This window comes from Caldimonas mangrovi (genome assembly GCF_023721835.1).
Taxonomy (GTDB): Bacteria; Pseudomonadota; Gammaproteobacteria; order Burkholderiales; family Burkholderiaceae_C; genus Caldimonas; species Caldimonas mangrovi.
In genome coordinates, this window is the sequence record NZ_JAMKFE010000003.1 from 441,706 (window position 1) to 458,480 (window position 16,775).

Annotated in this window: 17 protein-coding genes; 13 read left to right on the forward strand and 4 right to left on the reverse strand. The window is 67.5% G+C overall.

The annotated features are described in order from the left end of the window. Positions 1-152: 152 nt before the first annotated feature. The 8 genes from M8A51_RS07160 to M8A51_RS07195 all read left to right on the forward strand — a co-directional run bounded on the left by M8A51_RS07160 (position 153) and on the right by M8A51_RS07195 (position 9,556). Complete coding sequence (locus tag M8A51_RS07160; RefSeq protein ID WP_251777504.1) at positions 153-1,124, forward strand: TRAP transporter substrate-binding protein; 972 nt, start codon at positions 153-155, stop codon at positions 1,122-1,124. A 268-nt stretch (positions 1,125-1,392) separates the two neighbouring features. Continuing rightward, a complete protein-coding gene (locus M8A51_RS07165) occupies positions 1,393-1,854 on the forward strand; it encodes a hypothetical protein (protein ID WP_251777505.1) in 462 nt (153 codons plus the stop codon). Then, positions 1,821-2,558, forward strand: coding sequence for a GGDEF domain-containing protein (locus M8A51_RS07170; RefSeq protein ID WP_251777506.1), 738 nt, complete (start codon positions 1,821-1,823; stop codon positions 2,556-2,558). Before M8A51_RS07165 ends, M8A51_RS07170 begins: the two co-directional genes overlap by 34 nt. An 11-nt stretch (positions 2,559-2,569) precedes the next feature. After that, positions 2,570-3,772 (forward strand): GGDEF domain-containing protein, encoded by a 1,203-nt coding sequence (locus M8A51_RS07175; RefSeq protein ID WP_251777507.1) that lies wholly within the window; start codon positions 2,570-2,572, stop codon positions 3,770-3,772. Positions 3,773-3,878: 106 nt separating this feature from the next. Further along, positions 3,879-4,202 carry a preprotein translocase subunit YajC gene (gene yajC / locus M8A51_RS07180; RefSeq protein WP_251777508.1) on the forward strand — a complete coding sequence of 108 codons (324 nt, stop codon included), beginning with the start codon at positions 3,879-3,881 and terminating at the stop codon, positions 4,200-4,202. A 72-nt stretch (positions 4,203-4,274) separates the two neighbouring features. Beyond that, positions 4,275-6,155, forward strand: a complete 1,881-nt coding sequence (secD, locus tag M8A51_RS07185) for a protein translocase subunit SecD (RefSeq protein ID WP_251777509.1) — start codon at positions 4,275-4,277, stop codon at positions 6,153-6,155. 42 nt (positions 6,156-6,197) lie between these two features. After that, entirely contained in the window at positions 6,198-7,229 is a 1,032-nt protein-coding gene (secF, locus tag M8A51_RS07190) for a protein translocase subunit SecF (RefSeq protein WP_251777510.1), read from the forward strand. Between the two features lie 38 nt (positions 7,230-7,267). Next, on the forward strand, positions 7,268-9,556 hold the full coding sequence (locus tag M8A51_RS07195) for a DUF1631 family protein (RefSeq protein ID WP_251777511.1): 2,289 nt from the start codon (positions 7,268-7,270) through the stop codon (positions 9,554-9,556). Between the two features lie 326 nt (positions 9,557-9,882). Here the strand turns inward: M8A51_RS07195 and M8A51_RS07200 are convergent, their stop codons facing one another. From M8A51_RS07200 to M8A51_RS07210, 3 genes are all read right to left on the reverse strand, one after another. Then, entirely contained in the window at positions 9,883-10,335 is a 453-nt protein-coding gene (locus M8A51_RS07200) for a DUF494 family protein (protein WP_251777512.1), read from the reverse strand. A gap of 87 nt (positions 10,336-10,422) precedes the next feature. After that, positions 10,423-11,526 carry a DNA-processing protein DprA gene (gene dprA, locus M8A51_RS07205; protein WP_251777573.1) on the reverse strand — a complete coding sequence of 368 codons (1,104 nt, stop codon included), beginning with the start codon at positions 11,524-11,526 and terminating at the stop codon, positions 10,423-10,425. Between the two features lie 23 nt (positions 11,527-11,549). Beyond that, positions 11,550-12,719 carry a LysM peptidoglycan-binding domain-containing protein gene (locus tag M8A51_RS07210; RefSeq protein WP_251777513.1) on the reverse strand — a complete coding sequence of 390 codons (1,170 nt, stop codon included), beginning with the start codon at positions 12,717-12,719 and terminating at the stop codon, positions 11,550-11,552. A 241-nt stretch (positions 12,720-12,960) separates the two neighbouring features. On the opposite strand from M8A51_RS07210, the gene def reads away from it, so the two are divergent. The 5 genes from def (at position 12,961) to M8A51_RS07235 (ending at position 16,354) form a co-directional block, all read left to right on the forward strand. Further along, positions 12,961-13,473 carry a peptide deformylase gene (gene def / locus M8A51_RS07215; protein ID WP_251777514.1) on the forward strand — a complete coding sequence of 171 codons (513 nt, stop codon included), beginning with the start codon at positions 12,961-12,963 and terminating at the stop codon, positions 13,471-13,473. An 11-nt stretch (positions 13,474-13,484) separates the two neighbouring features. Next, on the forward strand, positions 13,485-14,444 hold the full coding sequence (gene fmt / locus M8A51_RS07220) for a methionyl-tRNA formyltransferase (protein WP_251777515.1): 960 nt from the start codon (positions 13,485-13,487) through the stop codon (positions 14,442-14,444). A gap of 60 nt (positions 14,445-14,504) precedes the next feature. Continuing rightward, positions 14,505-15,362 carry a zinc metalloprotease HtpX gene (gene htpX / locus M8A51_RS07225; protein WP_251777516.1) on the forward strand — a complete coding sequence of 286 codons (858 nt, stop codon included), beginning with the start codon at positions 14,505-14,507 and terminating at the stop codon, positions 15,360-15,362. Positions 15,363-15,551: 189 nt separating this feature from the next. Next, on the forward strand, positions 15,552-15,896 hold the full coding sequence (locus M8A51_RS07230) for a hypothetical protein (protein WP_251777517.1): 345 nt from the start codon (positions 15,552-15,554) through the stop codon (positions 15,894-15,896). Positions 15,897-15,925: 29 nt separating this feature from the next. Further along, positions 15,926-16,354 (forward strand): TfoX/Sxy family protein, encoded by a 429-nt coding sequence (locus M8A51_RS07235; RefSeq protein ID WP_251777518.1) that lies wholly within the window; start codon positions 15,926-15,928, stop codon positions 16,352-16,354. On the opposite strand, the gene M8A51_RS07240 is transcribed toward M8A51_RS07235, so the two are convergent. Beyond that, the gene (locus M8A51_RS07240; RefSeq protein ID WP_251777519.1) at positions 16,305-16,679 is read right to left on the reverse strand and encodes a DUF2917 domain-containing protein; all 375 of its coding nucleotides are present in this window, start codon (positions 16,677-16,679) and stop codon (positions 16,305-16,307) included. The two genes, M8A51_RS07235 and M8A51_RS07240, sit on opposite strands and share 50 nt — an antisense overlap. Between the last annotated feature and the right edge of the window lie 96 nt (positions 16,680-16,775).

Here is a 16,775-nt window from a genome sequence, read left to right on the forward strand (position 1 = left end):
CCGTCAGCCGTTTTCGCGGAACTGTGCGACGTACGGCCTGCGCTCGACATTTGCTCCACGAACTTGCGGGACCAGCACACCGGCAGCGCGCTTGTCCCCGCTTCTTCCGGCGGCAACGGCCGCCCTCCACTTCCAAGCAAGGAGCTCCTTTCATGCACAAGTCTTCTCTCGCCGCTTTGGCGCTCGGCGGCCTGGCACTCACCGCCCACGCGCAAACCAAGTGGGATTTCGCCACGGCCTACCCCACGACCAACTTCCATACCGAGAACCTGACACGCTTCGCCAAGGAGGCGGAAGAGGCTGCGGGCGGCAAGCTGGCCATCGCCGTGCATCCCAACGCTTCGCTGTTCAAGGCGCCCGAGATCAAGCGTGCGGTGCAGGGCAACCAGGCTCAGGTCGGCGAGATCCTGCTGAGTGCCTACCAGAACGAATGGCAGGTGTTCGGGCTCGACGGGCTGCCGTTTCTGGCATCGAGCTATGGCGAGGCCCGCAAGCTGTACCGGGCCCAGAAGCCGGTGCTGGAGAAAAAGCTCGGCGAGCAGGGCATGATGCTGCTGTACGCCGTGCCGTGGCAGCCGCAAGGGCTGTACTCCAGGAAGCCGCTCAACACGCTGACCGACCTGAAGGGCAGCAAGTGGCGTGCATACAACCCGGCGACGAGCCGGATCGCCGAGTTGATCGGCGCGCAGCCGGTCACGGTGCAGGCGGCCGAGCTGTCGCAGGCGTTGGCCACCGGCGTCGTCGACTCTTTCATGACGTCGAGCGCCACCGGCTACGACAGCAAGACCTACGAGCACATCAAGTACTACTACAACGCCCAGGCCTGGCTCCCGAAGAACGCGGTGATCGTCAACAAGAAGGCTTTCGAGGGCCTCGACAAGGCGGCCCAGGATGGTGTGCTGAAGGCCGCAGCAGCGGCCGAGGAGCGCGGCTGGAAGATGTCGGAGGCGAAGGATCGCGAGTACCAGGGGCTGCTCAGGAAAAACGGCATGGAGATTGCCGAGCCTTCGCCCCAGATGAAGACCGACTTGCGCAAGCTGGTCGGCACCACCATGCTCAATGAGTGGGTCGAAAAAGCCGGTCCCGAGGGCAAGGCAATCGTGGAGGCTTACCAGAAGATGTGACGCACCCCGGCTCGCGCTGTGCGGGGGCCGGGCCTTGTGCGCCATCACACAGGAGCGCAGCACGGCGGGCCGGTTCCCCGCACTGCCGCTGCGCCCCCGTTTTCTGCTGCGACATCCGCTGGCGGGCGTGCAAGTTGCCACGTTCGTCGCGCCTGTCCCGACGCTTGCCTCTCGGTGTCGCAGAGACGACGCCTGCTACGTGCCGCCCGGCAGGTCCTGCACCGATAGCTACAAACGACGCGCCGTGCGATGACGGCCAAGGAGATGCATGGACGCTGGCACCCTACTCATCGTTGCGCTGTGCCTGAACGGCACGGTCGCGGTCGTGTGGGCGGTCATCGGGTGGGTCCTGAAGGTGATGCCCCATGCGGTGCTGCATTGGGCCTTCTCCAATATGGCCATTGGCACGGGTGTGCTGCTGCTGTATCACCGTGGCACCTGGCCGGATACGCTGGCGTTTTTCGGCAGCGATATTGCGCTGCTCTCCGGCTTCTTTGCGCTGTGCCGCGGCGTGCAGTGTTTCGCCGGGCTGCGCCGCACGGACCTCGAGTACGCCATCGTCCTCGGCGTGGGCGCCGTTGTCCTCGCCTACTACCGTGGTTGCCGGGCGGGGCGGGGTATCCGATGTCCGTCGTTGCGACCTGCTCGCTGGGTGCCTATGCCCTGCTGCGCACAAGCGGCGAAGCCTACGGGTACATGCGACGTGAGTTCGAGCGTCTGCCCAGTCTGATCACCGTTGCGCCAATGGTTCTCAGCGGGGTGCTGTTCCTGTTGCGTGCGCTGCGTGCAGCGTGGGGCATGCTCATGGGACAGGAGAACCCCGGAGACCTGAGCCGCACGGCGGCGTTCGGGACCTTCCTGATGGGCATGGTGTTCATGCAACTGCTGCAGAACGTGTCGCTGGGCGGCGTGGTGGTCACCCGGCTGATGGCCCGCATCAGGCATCTCAGCGACACCGACGCATTGACCGGCCTCGCCAACCGCCTGCGCCTGCAGGAGACGCTGAAGGGCGAAGCCCTGCGCCATCGGCGCAACGGTCATGCTTACTCGGTGGCGCTGCTCGACGTGGACCATTTCAAATCGGTCAACGACACCCACGGACACGCAGCAGGCGACCAGGCCCTGCGCGCCGTCGCAGAGGTGCTCAAGCGCACGGCGCGCACGAGCGACACGGTCGGCCGCCTCGGAGGCGAGGAGTTCTGCGTGGTGTTGCCGGAAACCGCCGAGACCGGCGCGCGGGCGCTGGCCGAGCGTGCCCGCGTGGCGCTAAAGGACGAAGCGATCGTCTTCGAGCAGCGGCAGATCCGGCTGACGGCCAGTTTCGGCGTTGCCACCTGCACCGACCCCCAGGAAGACTGGGCGGCCCTGCTCAAGCGGGCCGACGTCGCGCTGTACCGGGCCAAATCGGGCGGCCGCAACCGGATCGAGAGCTGAGGGGCAGTGCCATGCACAACCCGACATTGCTCATGGTCGCGCTGTCGTTGGGGGCGCTGCTCGCGGCAATCTGGCTGATCGGCGGCCTGGTGCTCAAGGTGGCGCGCAAGGCGACGCTGCACTGGGCGGTCTCCAACGCGGTCCTCGGGGGGGCCGTCACGCTGCTGTATCAGCGCGGTCACTGGCATGACAGCTTGGCCTTCTTCGGCAGCGACGTCGCGGTGCTGCTCGGCTACCTGGCGGTGCGCCGCGGCGTGCAGGTGTTCACCTCGCAGCGGCCCTCGGACCTCGAACACGCTGTCCTGCTGGTCGCCGGCATCCCGGCACTGGGGTGGCTGCGCGCCATGCCGGCGGTCCCGGCCCAGCAGGCCGCCGTGCTGCTGACGGCGCTGCTGTCGAGCTATGCGATGTGGCGCGCGACGCAAGAGGCGTACCACTGCATGCGCCAGGACTTCGACCGCACCACCAGCATCGCGACGGTGCTGCCGATCTTCGTGATCGGGCTGTTGCTGCTGGGCCGGGCCGTGCTGAACTGGGCCTTTCCCTCCGGTGGCGACGCGGTGCGCGATGCGACCCGTGGTGCCGAATTCGGCCTGTTCCTGCTGGCGGCCATCCTGGCCCAGATGCTGCAGAGCCTCTCGCTGGCGGGCCTCGTGATCGCCCGGCTGATCGCCCGGATCCGGCGGCTGTCCGTCAGCGACGTGTTGACCGGCGCCGCCAACCGGCGACGCCTGGAGGACGTGCTCGGCGCCGAGATGGCACGCCGGCGTCGTACCGGCCGGCCGTTGTCGCTGGCGGTGCTCGACATCGACCACTTCAAGCATGTCAACGACGCGCATGGGCATGCCGCCGGCGACGCGGCGCTGGCGGCCACGGCGGCACTGATGCGGCGCCTGTCGCGCACCGGCGACCTGGTCGCTCGCCTCGGCGGCGAGGAGTTCTGCGTGGTGCTGCCGGACACCGACCTGGCCGGCGCCGCCATCGCTGTCGAGCGCCTGCGCCGGGCATTGGAACAGGAGATGATCGTCTTCGAAGGGAAGCGCCTGCATCTGAGTGCCAGTTTCGGCGTGGCGGTCTGCGGGCCGCGGGAAGAGGGATGGTCCGACCTGCTGAAGCGCGCCGATGCCGCGCTGTACCGGGCCAAGGCACGCGGTCGAAACTGCGTTGAAACGGCACCCGCTGAACCCGAGCGGGTGGGCGCCGAGGCTTCCTGAGCCGGCGCGCCCGGGTGCCGGTGGGGGCGGGCGGGCGCTCGGGTCACCGCCTGAAGCCCGGCGCATACAATCAACCGTTTGTCTTTCGACCCCAGGAGAGTCTCCCGTGTTTATCTCTGAAGCATACGCACAAGCCCCTGCCGCGCAGGGCGGCGCCGAGTCCACCCTCGTGAGTCTGCTGCCCCTGGTGCTGATGTTCGTGGTGCTGTACTTCATCATGATCCGTCCCCAGATGAAGCGTCAGAAGGAACACAAGGCCATGATCGAGGCCCTTGCCAAGGGCGACGAGGTGGTCACTGCCGGCGGCGTGCTCGGCAAGGTGTCCAAGATCGGTGAAACCTATGTGCACGTCGAGGTATCCAACGGCGTCGAGCTCCAGATCCAGCGCAGCGCCGTGGTGCAAGTCCTGCCCAAGGGCACGGTCAAGTAAGCCGACACGCTGCCTTCCTCGTGCGGGCGCGCGTTGGTCGCGCCCGCTGTCGTCAGTGGCACAAGAGTCCTCATGAACCGTTATCCGTGGTGGAAATACGCGATCCTGGCGATCGCCGTGGTGGTCGGGTTGCTGTACACCCTGCCCAACTTCTTCGGCGAGGCGCCGGCCGTGCAGGTTTCCAGCGGCAAGGCGACGGTCAAGGTCGATACCTCGATGGTCGCGCGCGTCGAGCAGGCGCTGCAACAGGCGAACGTCAGGCCCGACTTCGTGCAGATGGACGGCAATTCGGTCAAGGCGCGCTTTGCCGACACCGACACGCAGATCCGTGCGCGCGACGTCCTCGAGCGCTCGCTGAACCCGAACCGCGAGGACCCGGCCTACATCGTCGCGCTGAACCTGCTGCCGCGTTCGCCGCAGTGGCTCGCGTCGATCAATGCGCTGCCGATGTACCTCGGCCTCGACCTGCGCGGCGGCGTGCACTTCCTGATGCAGGTCGACATGAAGGCGGCGCTGACCAAACGCGCCGAAGCGCTGACGGGTGACATCCGCAGCTTGCTGCGCGAGAAGGATTTGCGGCACGGCGGCGTGAGCCGCGTCGGCGGCGACGTCGAGATCCGTTTCCGCGACGCGCAGACGCTGGCCACGGCCCGCAACCTGCTGACCGACCAGCTGCCCGACCTGCAGTGGACCGACAGCGCCGAGGGCGACACGTTCAGGCTTGCCGGCACGCTGAAGCCCGAGGCCGCCCGTCGCGTACAGGACCAGGCCCTCAAGCAGAACATCACGACGCTGCACAACCGCGTCAACGAGCTCGGCACCAGCGAGCCGGTGATCCAGCAGCAGGGACTCGACCGCGTGGTGGTGCAGCTGCCGGGCGTGCAGGACACCGCCCGCGCCAAGGACATCATCGGCCGCACCGCCACGCTGGAGGTCCGCCTGGTCGACGACAGCGCCGAAGCGCAGGCGGCCGCCAGCGGCGCCGGACCGGTGCCCTTCGGCACCGAACGCTACGTCGAGCGCGGCGGCGGCCCGGTGATCGTCAAGCGGCAGGTGATCCTGACCGGCGAGAACCTCACCGACGCCCAGGCCGGCTTCGACGAGCAGCAGCAGCCGGCGGTGCACCTCACCCTCGATGCGAAAGGCGCGCGCATCTTCCGCGACGTGACGCGCGAGAACATCAACAAGCGCATGGCCATCCTGCTGTTCGAAAAGGGCAAGGGCGAGGTCGTCACCGCGCCGGTGATCCGCACCGAGATCGGCGGCGGCCGCGTGCAGATCTCGGGCAGCATGACCACCCAGGAGGCCAACGACGTCGCGCTGCTCCTGCGCGCCGGCTCGCTCGCCGCGCCGATGGAAATCATCGAGGAACGCACCATCGGCCCGACGCTGGGCGCCGAGAACATCGCCAAGGGCTTCAACAGCGTGCTGTGGGGCTTCGTCGCGATCGCCGTGTTCATGATGGCCTACTACCTGCTGTTCGGCGTGTTCTCGACGCTGGCGTTGTCGGTCAACCTGCTGCTGCTGGTGGCGCTGCTGTCGATGCTGCAGGCCACGCTGACGCTGCCCGGCATCGCGGCCATCGCGCTGACGCTCGGCATGGCGATCGACGCCAACGTGCTCATCAACGAACGCGTGCGCGAAGAACTGCGCAACGGCAACGCGCCGCAGACGGCCATCCATGTCGGCTACGAACGTGCCTGGGCGACGATCCTCGATTCCAACGTCACCACGCTGATCGCCGGCGTCGCGCTGCTTGCCTTCGGCTCCGGCCCGGTGCGCGGATTTGCGGTCGTGCACGTGCTCGGCATCCTGACGTCGATGTTCTCTGCGGTGTTCTTCTCGCGCGGCCTGGTCAATCTCTGGTACGGCCGGCAGAAGAAGCTGAAGTCCGTCTCGATCGGCCAGGTGTGGCGTCCGGACGGCGCCGCTGCTGCGAAGAGCGAGGGCTGAGCGCCTCGATCGACCCACCCGAATCACGCAAAGACCGAAGCGATGGAATTCTTCCGAATCAAGCGCGACATCCCGTTCATGCGGCACGCGCTGGTGCTCAACGCCATTTCGCTGCTCACCTTCCTGGCGGCGGTGTTCTTCCTGACGACACGCGGCCTGCACTTGTCCATCGAATTCACCGGCGGCACGGTGCTCGAGGTGCAGTACGCCGACGCGGCCGATCTGCCGCGCGTGCGCTCGACGGTCGAGACGCTGCAGTTGGGCGACGTGCAGGTGCAGAACTTCGGTACCTCGCGGGACGTGCTGATCCGCATCCCGTTGCGCGGCGCGGTCAAGCAGAGCGAGGTGGTCGGCAAGGTGTTCGGCCAATTGTGCAGCGCCGAGGGCGGCACCGTGCAGCGGCGCGAGACCGTCACCGAGCAGGGCGAGGCCGTCAGCCGAGAAATCTGCACGGCCGGCACGACAGAGCCCTTGCGGCTGCAGCGCAGCGAGTTTGTCGGGCCGCAAGTCGGCTCCGAACTGGCACGCGACGGGGCGCTCGCACTCGCGGCGACGATCGCCGGCATCATGCTCTATTTGGCGTTCCGCTTCGAATGGAAGTTCTCGGTCGCCGGCATCATCGCCAACCTGCACGACGTCGTGATCATTCTCGGCTTCTTCGCCTTCTTCCAGTGGGAGTTCTCGCTCTCGGTGCTGGCAGCGGTGCTCGCGGTGCTGGGCTACTCGGTCAACGAGTCGGTCGTGATCTTCGACCGCATCCGGGAATCCTTCCGCAGGTTCCGCAAGATGACGACGCCCCAGGTGATCGACCACGCCATCACCAGCACCATCAGCCGCACCGTCATCACGCACGGGTCGACGCAGATCATGGTGCTGTCGATGCTGCTGTTCGGCGGCCCGACCCTGTACTACTTTGCGCTGGCCCTGACGATCGGCATCCTGTTCGGCATCTACTCGTCGGTGTTCGTCGCCGCGGCGGTGGCCATGTGGCTGGGCGTCAAGCGTGAAGACTTGGTCAAACCGACCCGCAAGGAAACCGATCCGGACGACCCGAACGCGGGTGCCGTGGTGTAGAGTGCCAGGAATTTCGCACCGCAGGCTACCTCCCAACCATGGCGATTTCCGCCGATCCGAAGGCACTCGCAGCCCAGGCGCGCAGAACTTATCTGAACGTGCTGCTCTACGGGGCGCCGAACGCGCTGGCGGCGGTCGAAGAAGGCGCCAAGGTGTTGGCGTCCCAGCCGGCACCGCCTGACCTGCTGCTGCGTCGCCGTGATGCCTGGTCGGACCTGCAGCGCTGGCGCGCAAAGTGGCAGCAGTCCCTGGCCGGGCGCCTGCAAGGCCGGCAGTCCAGCAGCCTGCAGGACCCGGGGCCCAGCGGCCCGGGTGCCCTGAGCCACCGCGGTGGTGAACTGTCACTGGTCGACGACGACACCATCGAACTCGAGATTCTCAGCTCCCGGCTGGCGCTGGCGACCATGGATCAGGCGTCGTCGGAGTTCACCGATCTGCGTTCGCGCATGACCGTGATGGAGCGGCGCGACGAGTTGTCGTCGGCCGACGTGCTGCGCCCCCATGTGGTCGCCCGCGAGGTACTGGAAGCCTGGCGCGCCGCCGCGCTCAGCGTCGAGGCGTGGCGCGCACTCCAGCCGGTGCTGCATGACGAGATCGGCCACCTGGTGGTGCTGGCTTATCACGAGACCAACAAGTGGTTGATCGCCCACGGCGTATTGCCGGAGATCGACCTGCGGCCGTTGATCCGCCGCACCCGCGATGTCGGCGTGTCGGCGCCCAGTCCCGCAGCCGGCACGCTGGCCGGCGGGGCGGCGGTGTCCGGCAGCCAGCATTCCGGGCCGGGCAGCCTGCGGCATTCCGTGGGCGAGGAAACGCGCCTGATGACACGCGCGTCCAATCTGTTGCGGGCCTCCGAACAAGCGCAGGCGGTGCTGGGCCGGCTGAACCGGCTGGTGGGGCGCCAAGTGCCCGACTTCGAGGCCACTACCAGCTACCATGCCTCGCCCAAGCTGGCCGCCGCGATCGCCGAGGCCGAGCGTGAGGTGGTGCAGCGCCTGCGCAGCACCCGGCCGGACCAGTTGGCGGTGCCCAGTGCACCGGCCCTGCTGGACAACCTGCAGGAGCAGAAGCAGGCGCTCAAGCGCGCCACCGAATCGCCGATCGAGCGGGCGACCATCGAAATCGTCGCACTGTTGTTCCAGAGCATCCTCACCGAAGACCGGCTGCCCGCTTCCGTGCGCGTGTGGTTCGCGCGGCTGCAGATGCCGGTGCTGCGGGTCGCGATCGGTGAGCCCGATTTCTTCGCGACGACCGACCACCCGGCGCGCAAGCTGATCGACCGCATGGGCGCCTGCGTGATGGGTTTCGACGCCATGACCGCCGGCGCGATGGGCGATGCGCTCGAAAAGGAAATCAAGCGCGTGGTGCAGGTGGTCGAGGCCTACCCCGACACCGGCCGCCGCGTGTTCCAGACCGTGCTGGTCGAGTTCGAGAAGTTCCTGGAGCACTATTTCACGAAGGAAAACGAGACTTCCCGCAAGGGCGTCTCGCTGGCGCAGCAGGTCGAGCAGCGCGAGATTCTCACCATCCAGTACACGATCGAGCTGCGCAAGATGCTCAACGAGGTGCCGGTGCAGGAGGGGGTGCGCGAGTTCCTGTTCCAGATCTGGGCCGACGTGCTGGCGATGACGGCCGTCAAGACCGGCGGGCAGAGCGACGCCACCAAGGCGATGAAGCGCGCCGCGGCCGACCTCATCTGGTCGGCCAGCGCCAAAGTGTCGCGCGAGGAGCGCGCCGAGGTCATCCGTCGCCTGCCGCCGTTGTTGAAGACGCTGCGCGACGGCATGGCAGGAGCCGGTGTGCCGGCCGACAAGCAGGACGAACATCTCCAGGCATTGAACAACTCGCTCGCAGCCGCCTTCACGGCCAAGGCTGCCGCCATTCCGACCGAGCGCCTGGATGAGCTGATGCTGAGGCTGGAGACGCTCGAAGAACTGCTGCCGGACACCGAGGTCGAGATCGACGAATCCATGGTGCTCGATCTGTCCGGTCGCGAAACCTCCGGCCTCGAGGTGGTGGCCGAAGGCGGTTCGATGCCCAGCCCCGCGATGGTCGCATGGGCGCGGGGTATCCAGGTCGGCAGCTGGTTCAAGCTCGACTACCGCGGCCGCAACGAGCCGGTGCAGCTGGCGTGGCAAGGGCTGCGCAAGCAGCTGAGCCTGTTCTCGTCGCCGGCGGGGCGTTGCGTGCTGTTCCAGCAGCACCGGTTGGCCGCCTTCCTGCAGGCCGGCCTCATGGTTCCCGCTGAAGAAGAGGCACTCACGGTGCGGGCGACGCGCAATGCGCTGGCCAAGCTCGACGCCGACCCGACTCGGCTGCTGAACTAGGACCACCCCCTACGCGCCTGCGGCGCGCCCCCTCAAGGGGGCGCCACTGGCGGACCGGCGGAGCCGGACCCGCGGTGGCACTCGATGTGTGGGGCAGTGGCGTGCTGGTCGGGAAAGCGCTGCACGCGGTGAAGGCTTCTGCAGGGGCGCGAGGTGCCGCCTCGGCTGCTGAACTAGGGCCACCCCCTACGCGCCGCAGGCGGACCGGCGGAGCCGGACCCGCGGTGGCACTCGATGTGTGGGGTAGTGGCGTGCTGGTCGGGAAAGCGCTGCACGCGGTGAAGGCTTCTGCAGGGGCGCGAGGTGCCGCCTCGGCTGCGAGTCAGTCAGTGGATCAGGCGGTCGGCGGCGTCGACGAAGAGTTCGTCGAGGATCAGCGCGTCGGGTTCTTCGCCCAGGCTCCAGAACACCATCAGCACAATGATCTTCAGGTCTTCGAGCGACATGGGGCTGCCGTCACTGACCATCGCGCGGTCGATCACGATCTCGCGCATTGGAGCGGGCAGCACGCCGGCGCTTTCGAGGAAGCTGATGAACCCCATCGATTCCTCGCCCAGTTGCTCCTGCTCGGCCTGCGTGAACACGCGCATGCTGTCGGGGCTCTGGGTGCCTGCGTGGGAGTTGGCTGCGTGACTGAGGCCTTCGAGCCAGGTCAGCGCTTCCTGTATCTCGTCGTTCTCGAACCCGACCGCAGAGAGCTTGCGCGTCAGTTGCGCATGGTCTGGGCAGGCGTCCGGCCGCCAGTAGTTTTCGTACAGGTAGACGAGCACATCGAACATGTGTCCGACTATACCCGAGCGCGCAATCCCCACAGTGATGAAAACGAGGGGTGGGCGCGGGGACGGTTTTCGGCCGTCCCGGACTGCTCAGCCGTGCGCTATGCGCTGGAACAACTGCCCGGGCAGCCGGGCCACCCGGCCTTCGAGCTCCAGTTCGAGCAGGCGTGCACTCAGCTCGGCCGCCGGCCAACCCGTCCGGGCCATCAGCGCGTCCAGCGTGGCAGGATCGTAACCAAGTGCGTCAAGAACCGGATCGGCAGGTTCGGCGGCTTCGTCTTCGGAGGACGGCGCCGGGGCGGCCGCGGCCGCGAGTGCGGGTTGCAGTTCTTCCAGGATGTCCCGCGCGCTTTCGACCAGCTTCGCTCCCTGCTGAATCAATGCATGACAGCCGCGTGATTGCGGCGAATGGATCGATCCGGGGATGGCAAACACTTCGCGGCCCTGTTCGGCGGCCAGACGAGCAGTGATCTGGGAGCCGGACTGCAGTGCGGCTTCCACCACCAAGGTGCCGCGTGACAGGCCCGAGATGATTCGATTGCGTCGAGGAAAATGATCGGGGAGCGGCGGCGTCCCGAGCGAGTATTCGCTCAGCAACAGTCCCTGCTCGCCGATGCGGCGCGCCAGCGCAAGATGCCGCTTCGGATACACGCGATCGAGTCCGGTGCCCACCACGGCCACGGTACTGCCCGGCCCTTCGAGCGCCCCTTCGTGCGCTGCGGCATCGATGCCCATCGCCATCCCGGACACGACGGTGAGACCGTCGCGGCTCAGGTGGGCGGCGAACGCACGGGCGTTGTCGATGCCCTGCGGCGTCGGGTTGCGGCTGCCGACGATGGCGATCGACGCCGCCTGCAGCAACCGGAGATGGCCGATCCCATACAGCACGAGCGGCGGGTCGGCGATGTCGAGCAGCAGGGACGGGTAGGCCGCGTCGCCGAGCGTCAGCACGTGGCGGCCGTCTGCATCCTGCAGCCATCGCCAAGTGGTCTCGACCAGGGAGGACAGGGTGTCGGCCGGGCGGCTCAGCGCTGCTGCCTGCGGGGCAGGCACCACCTCGCGCCAGGCATCCGCAGGGCACGCGAAGACGGCCTGTGGTGAGCCGAAGGCTGCCAGCAATTTGCGGGCGGAATCGAGCCCGAGCCCGGGCGTTTCGACCAGCCGCAGCCAAGCGGCCAGTTCTTCTCGGTCGATCACCGCCGCCGTGCCGGCGCCGCTCAAGGTTGCGTGAAGCGATCGCCGACCTGCACCGGCTCCTTCACGTTGAGGATCAGCGCGTAGGACATGCGGTCGAAGACACGGAACACGAACAGCAGGCCGTGGCGTTCGTCGGGCAGTTGGATCTTCTGCTTGCTGCCGTAGGTGGTGTCGGTCGCTTCCCGGCCTTGACGCCAGAGCGCCAGCACATGGCCGCGCTCGACGCCATCACGCGAGCCGCGGTTCAGGGCGACGATCTGGTTCTGGCCGGCGGTCAGCGCTTCACCATAGATCGAGGCGATCTGGCCATCGAGCGCGCCCTGCGGCGCGTGCGGCACGTAGCTGATGAACTCGCGGGCCGGCACCGGAGAGAGCCGGTCGCCGACACCGACCTCGAGCCGCGTCGATTGCACCTGGAAGCTGGCGGGAATGATTTCGCCGTTTTTGCCGGTGGCGCCCGGGCGCGTGTACTCGGCCGTGCCGAGGTAGGTCGCCTCGTAGCCGAGCACTTCCTTGGAGGCCGGATCGACCAGCGGCTTCGGGTTGCGGAACAGGCGCCAGTCGCGCAGGTTACCCAGCTCGCCGCGCACATAGGCGGTTTCGCCGCGCGACAGCAACACGCGGCCTTCCTGCGTGGCGACGACACGCGGCGCCTGCTCGAGCTCGTTGCTGTTGAAGATCACGGCCTCATTGAGGAAGGGCTCGATCAGGTGCAGCGGCACCGAGGCGATGGCGCCGTCGTCGAGCGCCTCGCTGCGCACGCGCGGCGAGACCTTGATCGTGCCGTTGCCCACCGGCTGGCCGAGGCGCAGGCGGGCGCGGCCGTTCACCGTTTCAAGGTAGAGGATCTGCCCGGGATAGATCAGGTGAGGGTTGCGGATCTGGTCGAGGTTCATGCCCCACAACTCCGGCCAGCGCCACGGGCGCAGCAGGAACATCGCGGAGATGTCCCACAGCGTGTCGCCACGCTTGACGGTGTAGGAATCGGGGGCGTTGGGCGACAGCTCCGACAGCGGGACACCGGCCTCGGCGACCTGTTGCGCGGTGGTGCGCTGCTGCTGGGTGATCGGATAATTGACAGCCGACGCTGCGGTGCCGAGCGCGATCAGGGTCGCTCCGACGAGCGCTTGCGAGCCGAGGGAAGCCAGGGTTGCCTTGGGACGGGCTCGCCACAACGCGGTTCTTGTCATGCAGGGTCTCCGCTCGCCGGACATGGCCTGGAAACTCGCGGCCATGACGCTATATGGTTAATGAGTTCTCGGCTCGCCGGGCAGCAGCAGTTCGGCGAGAATCCTCACATAGTTTCACAGATTCTGCCCCTAAACCCTTGATGCCGCAACGAAATTTGCTGGAGGTTACCGCGGCAGCGGCATTGCGTCACGGTTCACGCGTTGCCGTGCCTCCACAGGTGCACCGGGGCTTTGCTTCGACATGGCCAAACTGAACATCCTGCGTTATCCCGACCCGCGCCTGCACACCGTCGCCAAGCCGGTCGTGAAGGTCGACACCCGCGTCCAGCAACTGGTCGACGACATGCTGGAAACGATGTACGAGGCCAATGGCGTGGGCCTGGCTGCCACCCAGGTCGACGTGCACGAACGCGTGATCGTGATCGACACCTCCGACGAGCGCGACGACCCGCGGGTGCTGATCAACCCGGAGCTGGTGGCCACGAGCGACGAGATGATTCTCTGGGAAGAAGGCTGCCTGTCGGTGCCGACCTTCTATGACAAGGTCGACCGCCACGCCCGCGTGACCGTCAAGGCGCTCGACCGGGAAGGCCATGAGTACAGCTTCGACGCCGATGGTCTGCTGGCCGTGTGCGTGCAGCACGAAATGGACCATCTGGTCGGCAAGGTGTTCGTCGAATATCTGTCGCCCCTGAAGCGCAACCGCATCAAGACGAAGCTGCTCAAGCGCAACCGCGACGACGAGCGCCCCTGAGCGTGGCCGGCATGAAGGTTGTCTTCGCCGGGACGCCGGAGTTCGCCGAGGCGGCCCTCGCCGCCCTGCAGGCGGCGGGCTTCGAGATCTCGCTCGTGCTGACCCAGCCGGACCGCCCGGCGGGTCGCGGCATGAAACTGCACGCCAGCCCGGTGAAGCAGTTTGCGCTCGCTCGCGGCATCGCCGTCGCTCAGCCGCGCAGCTTGCGCCTGGATGGCAAGTACCCCGACGACGCCCGTGCCGCGCAGGAAGCGCTGCGCGCTGCCGCGCCCGATGTCATGGTCGTTGCCGCTTACGGCTTGATCCTGCCGCAGTGGGTGCTGGACCTGCCGCGCATGGGCTGCCTGAACATCCACGCGTCGCTGCTGCCGCGCTGGCGCGGTGCTGCACCGATCCACCGCGCGATCGAGGCCGGTGACGCCGAGACCGGCATCACGATCATGCAAATGGATGCTGGGCTGGACACCGGCGACATGCTGCTGGTCGAGAAGACACCCGTGGCGCAGGGCGACACCACGGCCTCGTTGCACGACCGGCTCGCGGCGCTTGGCGGGCGGTTGATCGTCGAGGCCCTCGAGCTCGCCGCCTGCGGCGGTCTGACGCGCACGCCTCAGCCCAAGGAGGGCGTGACCTACGCCCACAAGATCGAGAAATCCGAGGCCGAGATCGAGTGGACCGGGCCGGCCACGGGGATCGAACGCCGCATCCGCGCCTTCGACCCGTTTCCGGGGGCCGTCAGCCTGCTGGCCGGAGTGCCCGTCAAGTGCTGGGCCGCCGAGTTGGCGCCGGGCGAGGGCGCACCCGGCCAGGTGCTGGCCGTCGACGAAGCGGGGCTGCTGGTCGCCTGCGGCGAAGGAGCGCTGCGCCTGACGCAGTTGCAAAAGCCGGGGGGCCGACGCCTGGCGGCCCGGGATTTCCTGCAGGGCCATACGGTGATGCCGGGTATGGTTTTTGATCGCGGCACCGCTTGAATTACAAACGCAAGGCCGCAACTTTGTGGCGTTGTCGACTCTTGTAACGAGGCCCGCACGATGTTCAACCTGCTGAAGACCGCTGTCCTGATGGCGGCCATCACCGGCCTGTTCATGGCCATTGGTTCCCTGCTGGGGGGGCAGCAGGGAATGATGATCGCGTTGATCATCGCGCTCGGCATGAACTTTTTCAGCTACTGGTACAGCGACAAGCTGGTGCTGAAGATGTACAACGCGCGCGAGGTCGACGAGACCACGGCCCCGCAGTTCTACCGCATGGTGCGCGAACTCGCGCAGCGCGCCGAGCTGCCGATGCCGCGCGTCTACATCATCGAGGAAAACGCGCCGAACGCCTTCGCCACCGGCCGCAACCCGCAGAACGCCGCCGTCGCGGCCACCACCGGCATCATGCGCGTGCTGACCGAGCGCGAACTGCGCGGCGTGATGGCGCACGAGCTGGCGCACGTCAGGCACCGCGACATCCTGATCAGCACGATCAGCGCGACGATGGCCGGTGCGATCTCGATGCTGGCGAACTTCGCGATGTTCTTCGGCGGGCGCGACAGCGAAGGCCGCCCGGTCAATCCCATCGTCAGCATCGCGGTGATGATTCTGGCGCCGCTGGCGGCCAGCCTGATCCAGATGGCGATCAGCCGTGCCCGCGAGTTCGAGGCCGACCGGGGCGGCGCCGAGATCTCCGGTGACCCGCAGGCACTGGCTTCGGCGCTCGAGAAGATCCACCGCTACGCGCGCGGTATTCCGATGGAAGCGGCCGAACGCCACCCCGAAACCGCCCAGATGATGATCATGAACCCGCTGTCCGGCGGCGGGCTGCGGGGGCTGTTCAGTACCCATCCGAGCACCGAGGAGCGGGTGGCCCGCCTGATGGCCATGGCACGCGGCGCCGTGGCGCCCTGACCGAGACGCTTTCCGGCACCTGCCCAGCCGCAGCGAACAGGCACATATCGAGTGACGCCGCGGATCCGGCTTCGCCGGTCCGCTGGCGTCGCCCCTCGAGGGGCGGTCGAAGACCGTAGGGTGGACCCGTTTATTGCTCAAGTCGCACGGCGATCTGCCGAAGACCATGCACGGACTGTTTATCGTGCCATGCGTCACTCGTCTTCCATCGTTGCCGTTCTCTTGCTGATTGCCACGCTCGCGGGCTGCGATGCGCTGGGCCTGGAGTCGGCCGAGGCGGTCGCCGAGCGCCGGGACGCCGAGGGCCGTGCGCTGGGCGGCGCCTGCCGGCACGCCGGCCGGGCCATCGAGGACTGCTACACGCTCAACCCGCGTGCCGACAAGGCCGCCGTCTTCGCCGGCTGGCGCGAGATGAACGACTACATGCGCGAGAACCAGATCGAGGAAGTCGCGCCGCAACTGGCACGGGCGCCTCGCCGCACCACGCGGGGCCAGACGGCCGCGGAGCCAGAGGGCGACCCCAAGGTCGAGTGAAGCCCGCGCCGACGGCCTACACTGCCGCCATGACGGCAGCGCCCCATTCCCCTGCACACGACTACGCACAGCATTGCCTCGAGCTGCTGCACACGCTCGGGCATTGCAACGCCCGCCGCATGTTCGGCGGCTATGGCATCTATCTCGACGGGCTGATGTTCGGCCTGATCGCCTTCGAGCGCCTGTACCTGAAGGTCGACGCTCAGAGCGAACCCCGCTGGCAGGATGCCGGGGGCGAGCCTTTCGTCTATGACGGCAAGGGCAAGGCGGTGAAGATGAGCTATTACACGCCGCCGGCCGAGGCGCTGGAATCGCCCGAACTGATGCGCCCCTGGGCTCGCCTGGCCCTGGAGGCCGCACTGCGCGCCCGCGCGGCCAAGCCGGCCGGCGCGGGACGCAAGAAGGCGGTCAGGAGCAGCACTGCGGCGCCGGCGCCGCGGAAGACCGCGAAGCGCTGAGCGTACGCACCAGTCGCTGCAGCGATGCGATGGCGCCGGCTGCGTGCGGCACGGCGACCAGTTCGAAGCGGGCGCTGGGCCAGCCTTCGACGACGATCTCCTGGCCGGCCGCCAGCGGCAGTTGCTCGCCGGCCTGCAGGAACACGTCGCGCGAGGCGTGCGCGGCGGTGCTGGTCGGCGTGACCCACACGCGGCCCGCGCTGACCCGCAGCAGGCCTGCCGAAGCGGCGCGCAGCGTCACGGCCTCGCCCTTGCCGACACGGCCCGCGGTGCGGCTCGATTGTTGCGACGAGGGCATGAATGAGAGAGAGCTGGCGCGTTCCATGATGTCTTCCTTTCTGCTGAATCCGTAGGTGAATCCTAGGGTTCTCCCGGAACATGGTCCAATGAGACGTTTGCGCCAGATTGATGAGAGATCGGC

Coding starts and splice junctions, on each gene's coding strand:
- M8A51_RS07160 (WP_251777504.1), top strand. CDS start 153: ATGCACAAGTCTTCTCTCGCCGCTTTGGCGCTCGGCGGCCTGGCACTC.
- M8A51_RS07165 (WP_251777505.1), top strand. CDS start 1,393: ATGGACGCTGGCACCCTACTCATCGTTGCGCTGTGCCTGAACGGCACG.
- M8A51_RS07170 (WP_251777506.1), top strand. CDS start 1,821: ATGCGACGTGAGTTCGAGCGTCTGCCCAGTCTGATCACCGTTGCGCCA.
- M8A51_RS07175 (WP_251777507.1), top strand. CDS start 2,570: ATGCACAACCCGACATTGCTCATGGTCGCGCTGTCGTTGGGGGCGCTG.
- secD (WP_251777509.1), top strand. CDS start 4,275: ATGAACCGTTATCCGTGGTGGAAATACGCGATCCTGGCGATCGCCGTG.
- secF (WP_251777510.1), top strand. CDS start 6,198: ATGGAATTCTTCCGAATCAAGCGCGACATCCCGTTCATGCGGCACGCG.
- M8A51_RS07195 (WP_251777511.1), top strand. CDS start 7,268: ATGGCGATTTCCGCCGATCCGAAGGCACTCGCAGCCCAGGCGCGCAGA.
- M8A51_RS07200 (WP_251777512.1), bottom strand. CDS start 10,335: ATGTTCGATGTGCTCGTCTACCTGTACGAAAACTACTGGCGGCCGGAC.
- M8A51_RS07210 (WP_251777513.1), bottom strand. CDS start 12,719: ATGACAAGAACCGCGTTGTGGCGAGCCCGTCCCAAGGCAACCCTGGCT.
- def (WP_251777514.1), top strand. CDS start 12,961: ATGGCCAAACTGAACATCCTGCGTTATCCCGACCCGCGCCTGCACACC.
- fmt (WP_251777515.1), top strand. CDS start 13,485: ATGAAGGTTGTCTTCGCCGGGACGCCGGAGTTCGCCGAGGCGGCCCTC.
- htpX (WP_251777516.1), top strand. CDS start 14,505: ATGTTCAACCTGCTGAAGACCGCTGTCCTGATGGCGGCCATCACCGGC.
- M8A51_RS07230 (WP_251777517.1), top strand. CDS start 15,552: ATGCGTCACTCGTCTTCCATCGTTGCCGTTCTCTTGCTGATTGCCACG.
- M8A51_RS07235 (WP_251777518.1), top strand. CDS start 15,926: ATGACGGCAGCGCCCCATTCCCCTGCACACGACTACGCACAGCATTGC.
- M8A51_RS07240 (WP_251777519.1), bottom strand. CDS start 16,679: ATGGAACGCGCCAGCTCTCTCTCATTCATGCCCTCGTCGCAACAATCG.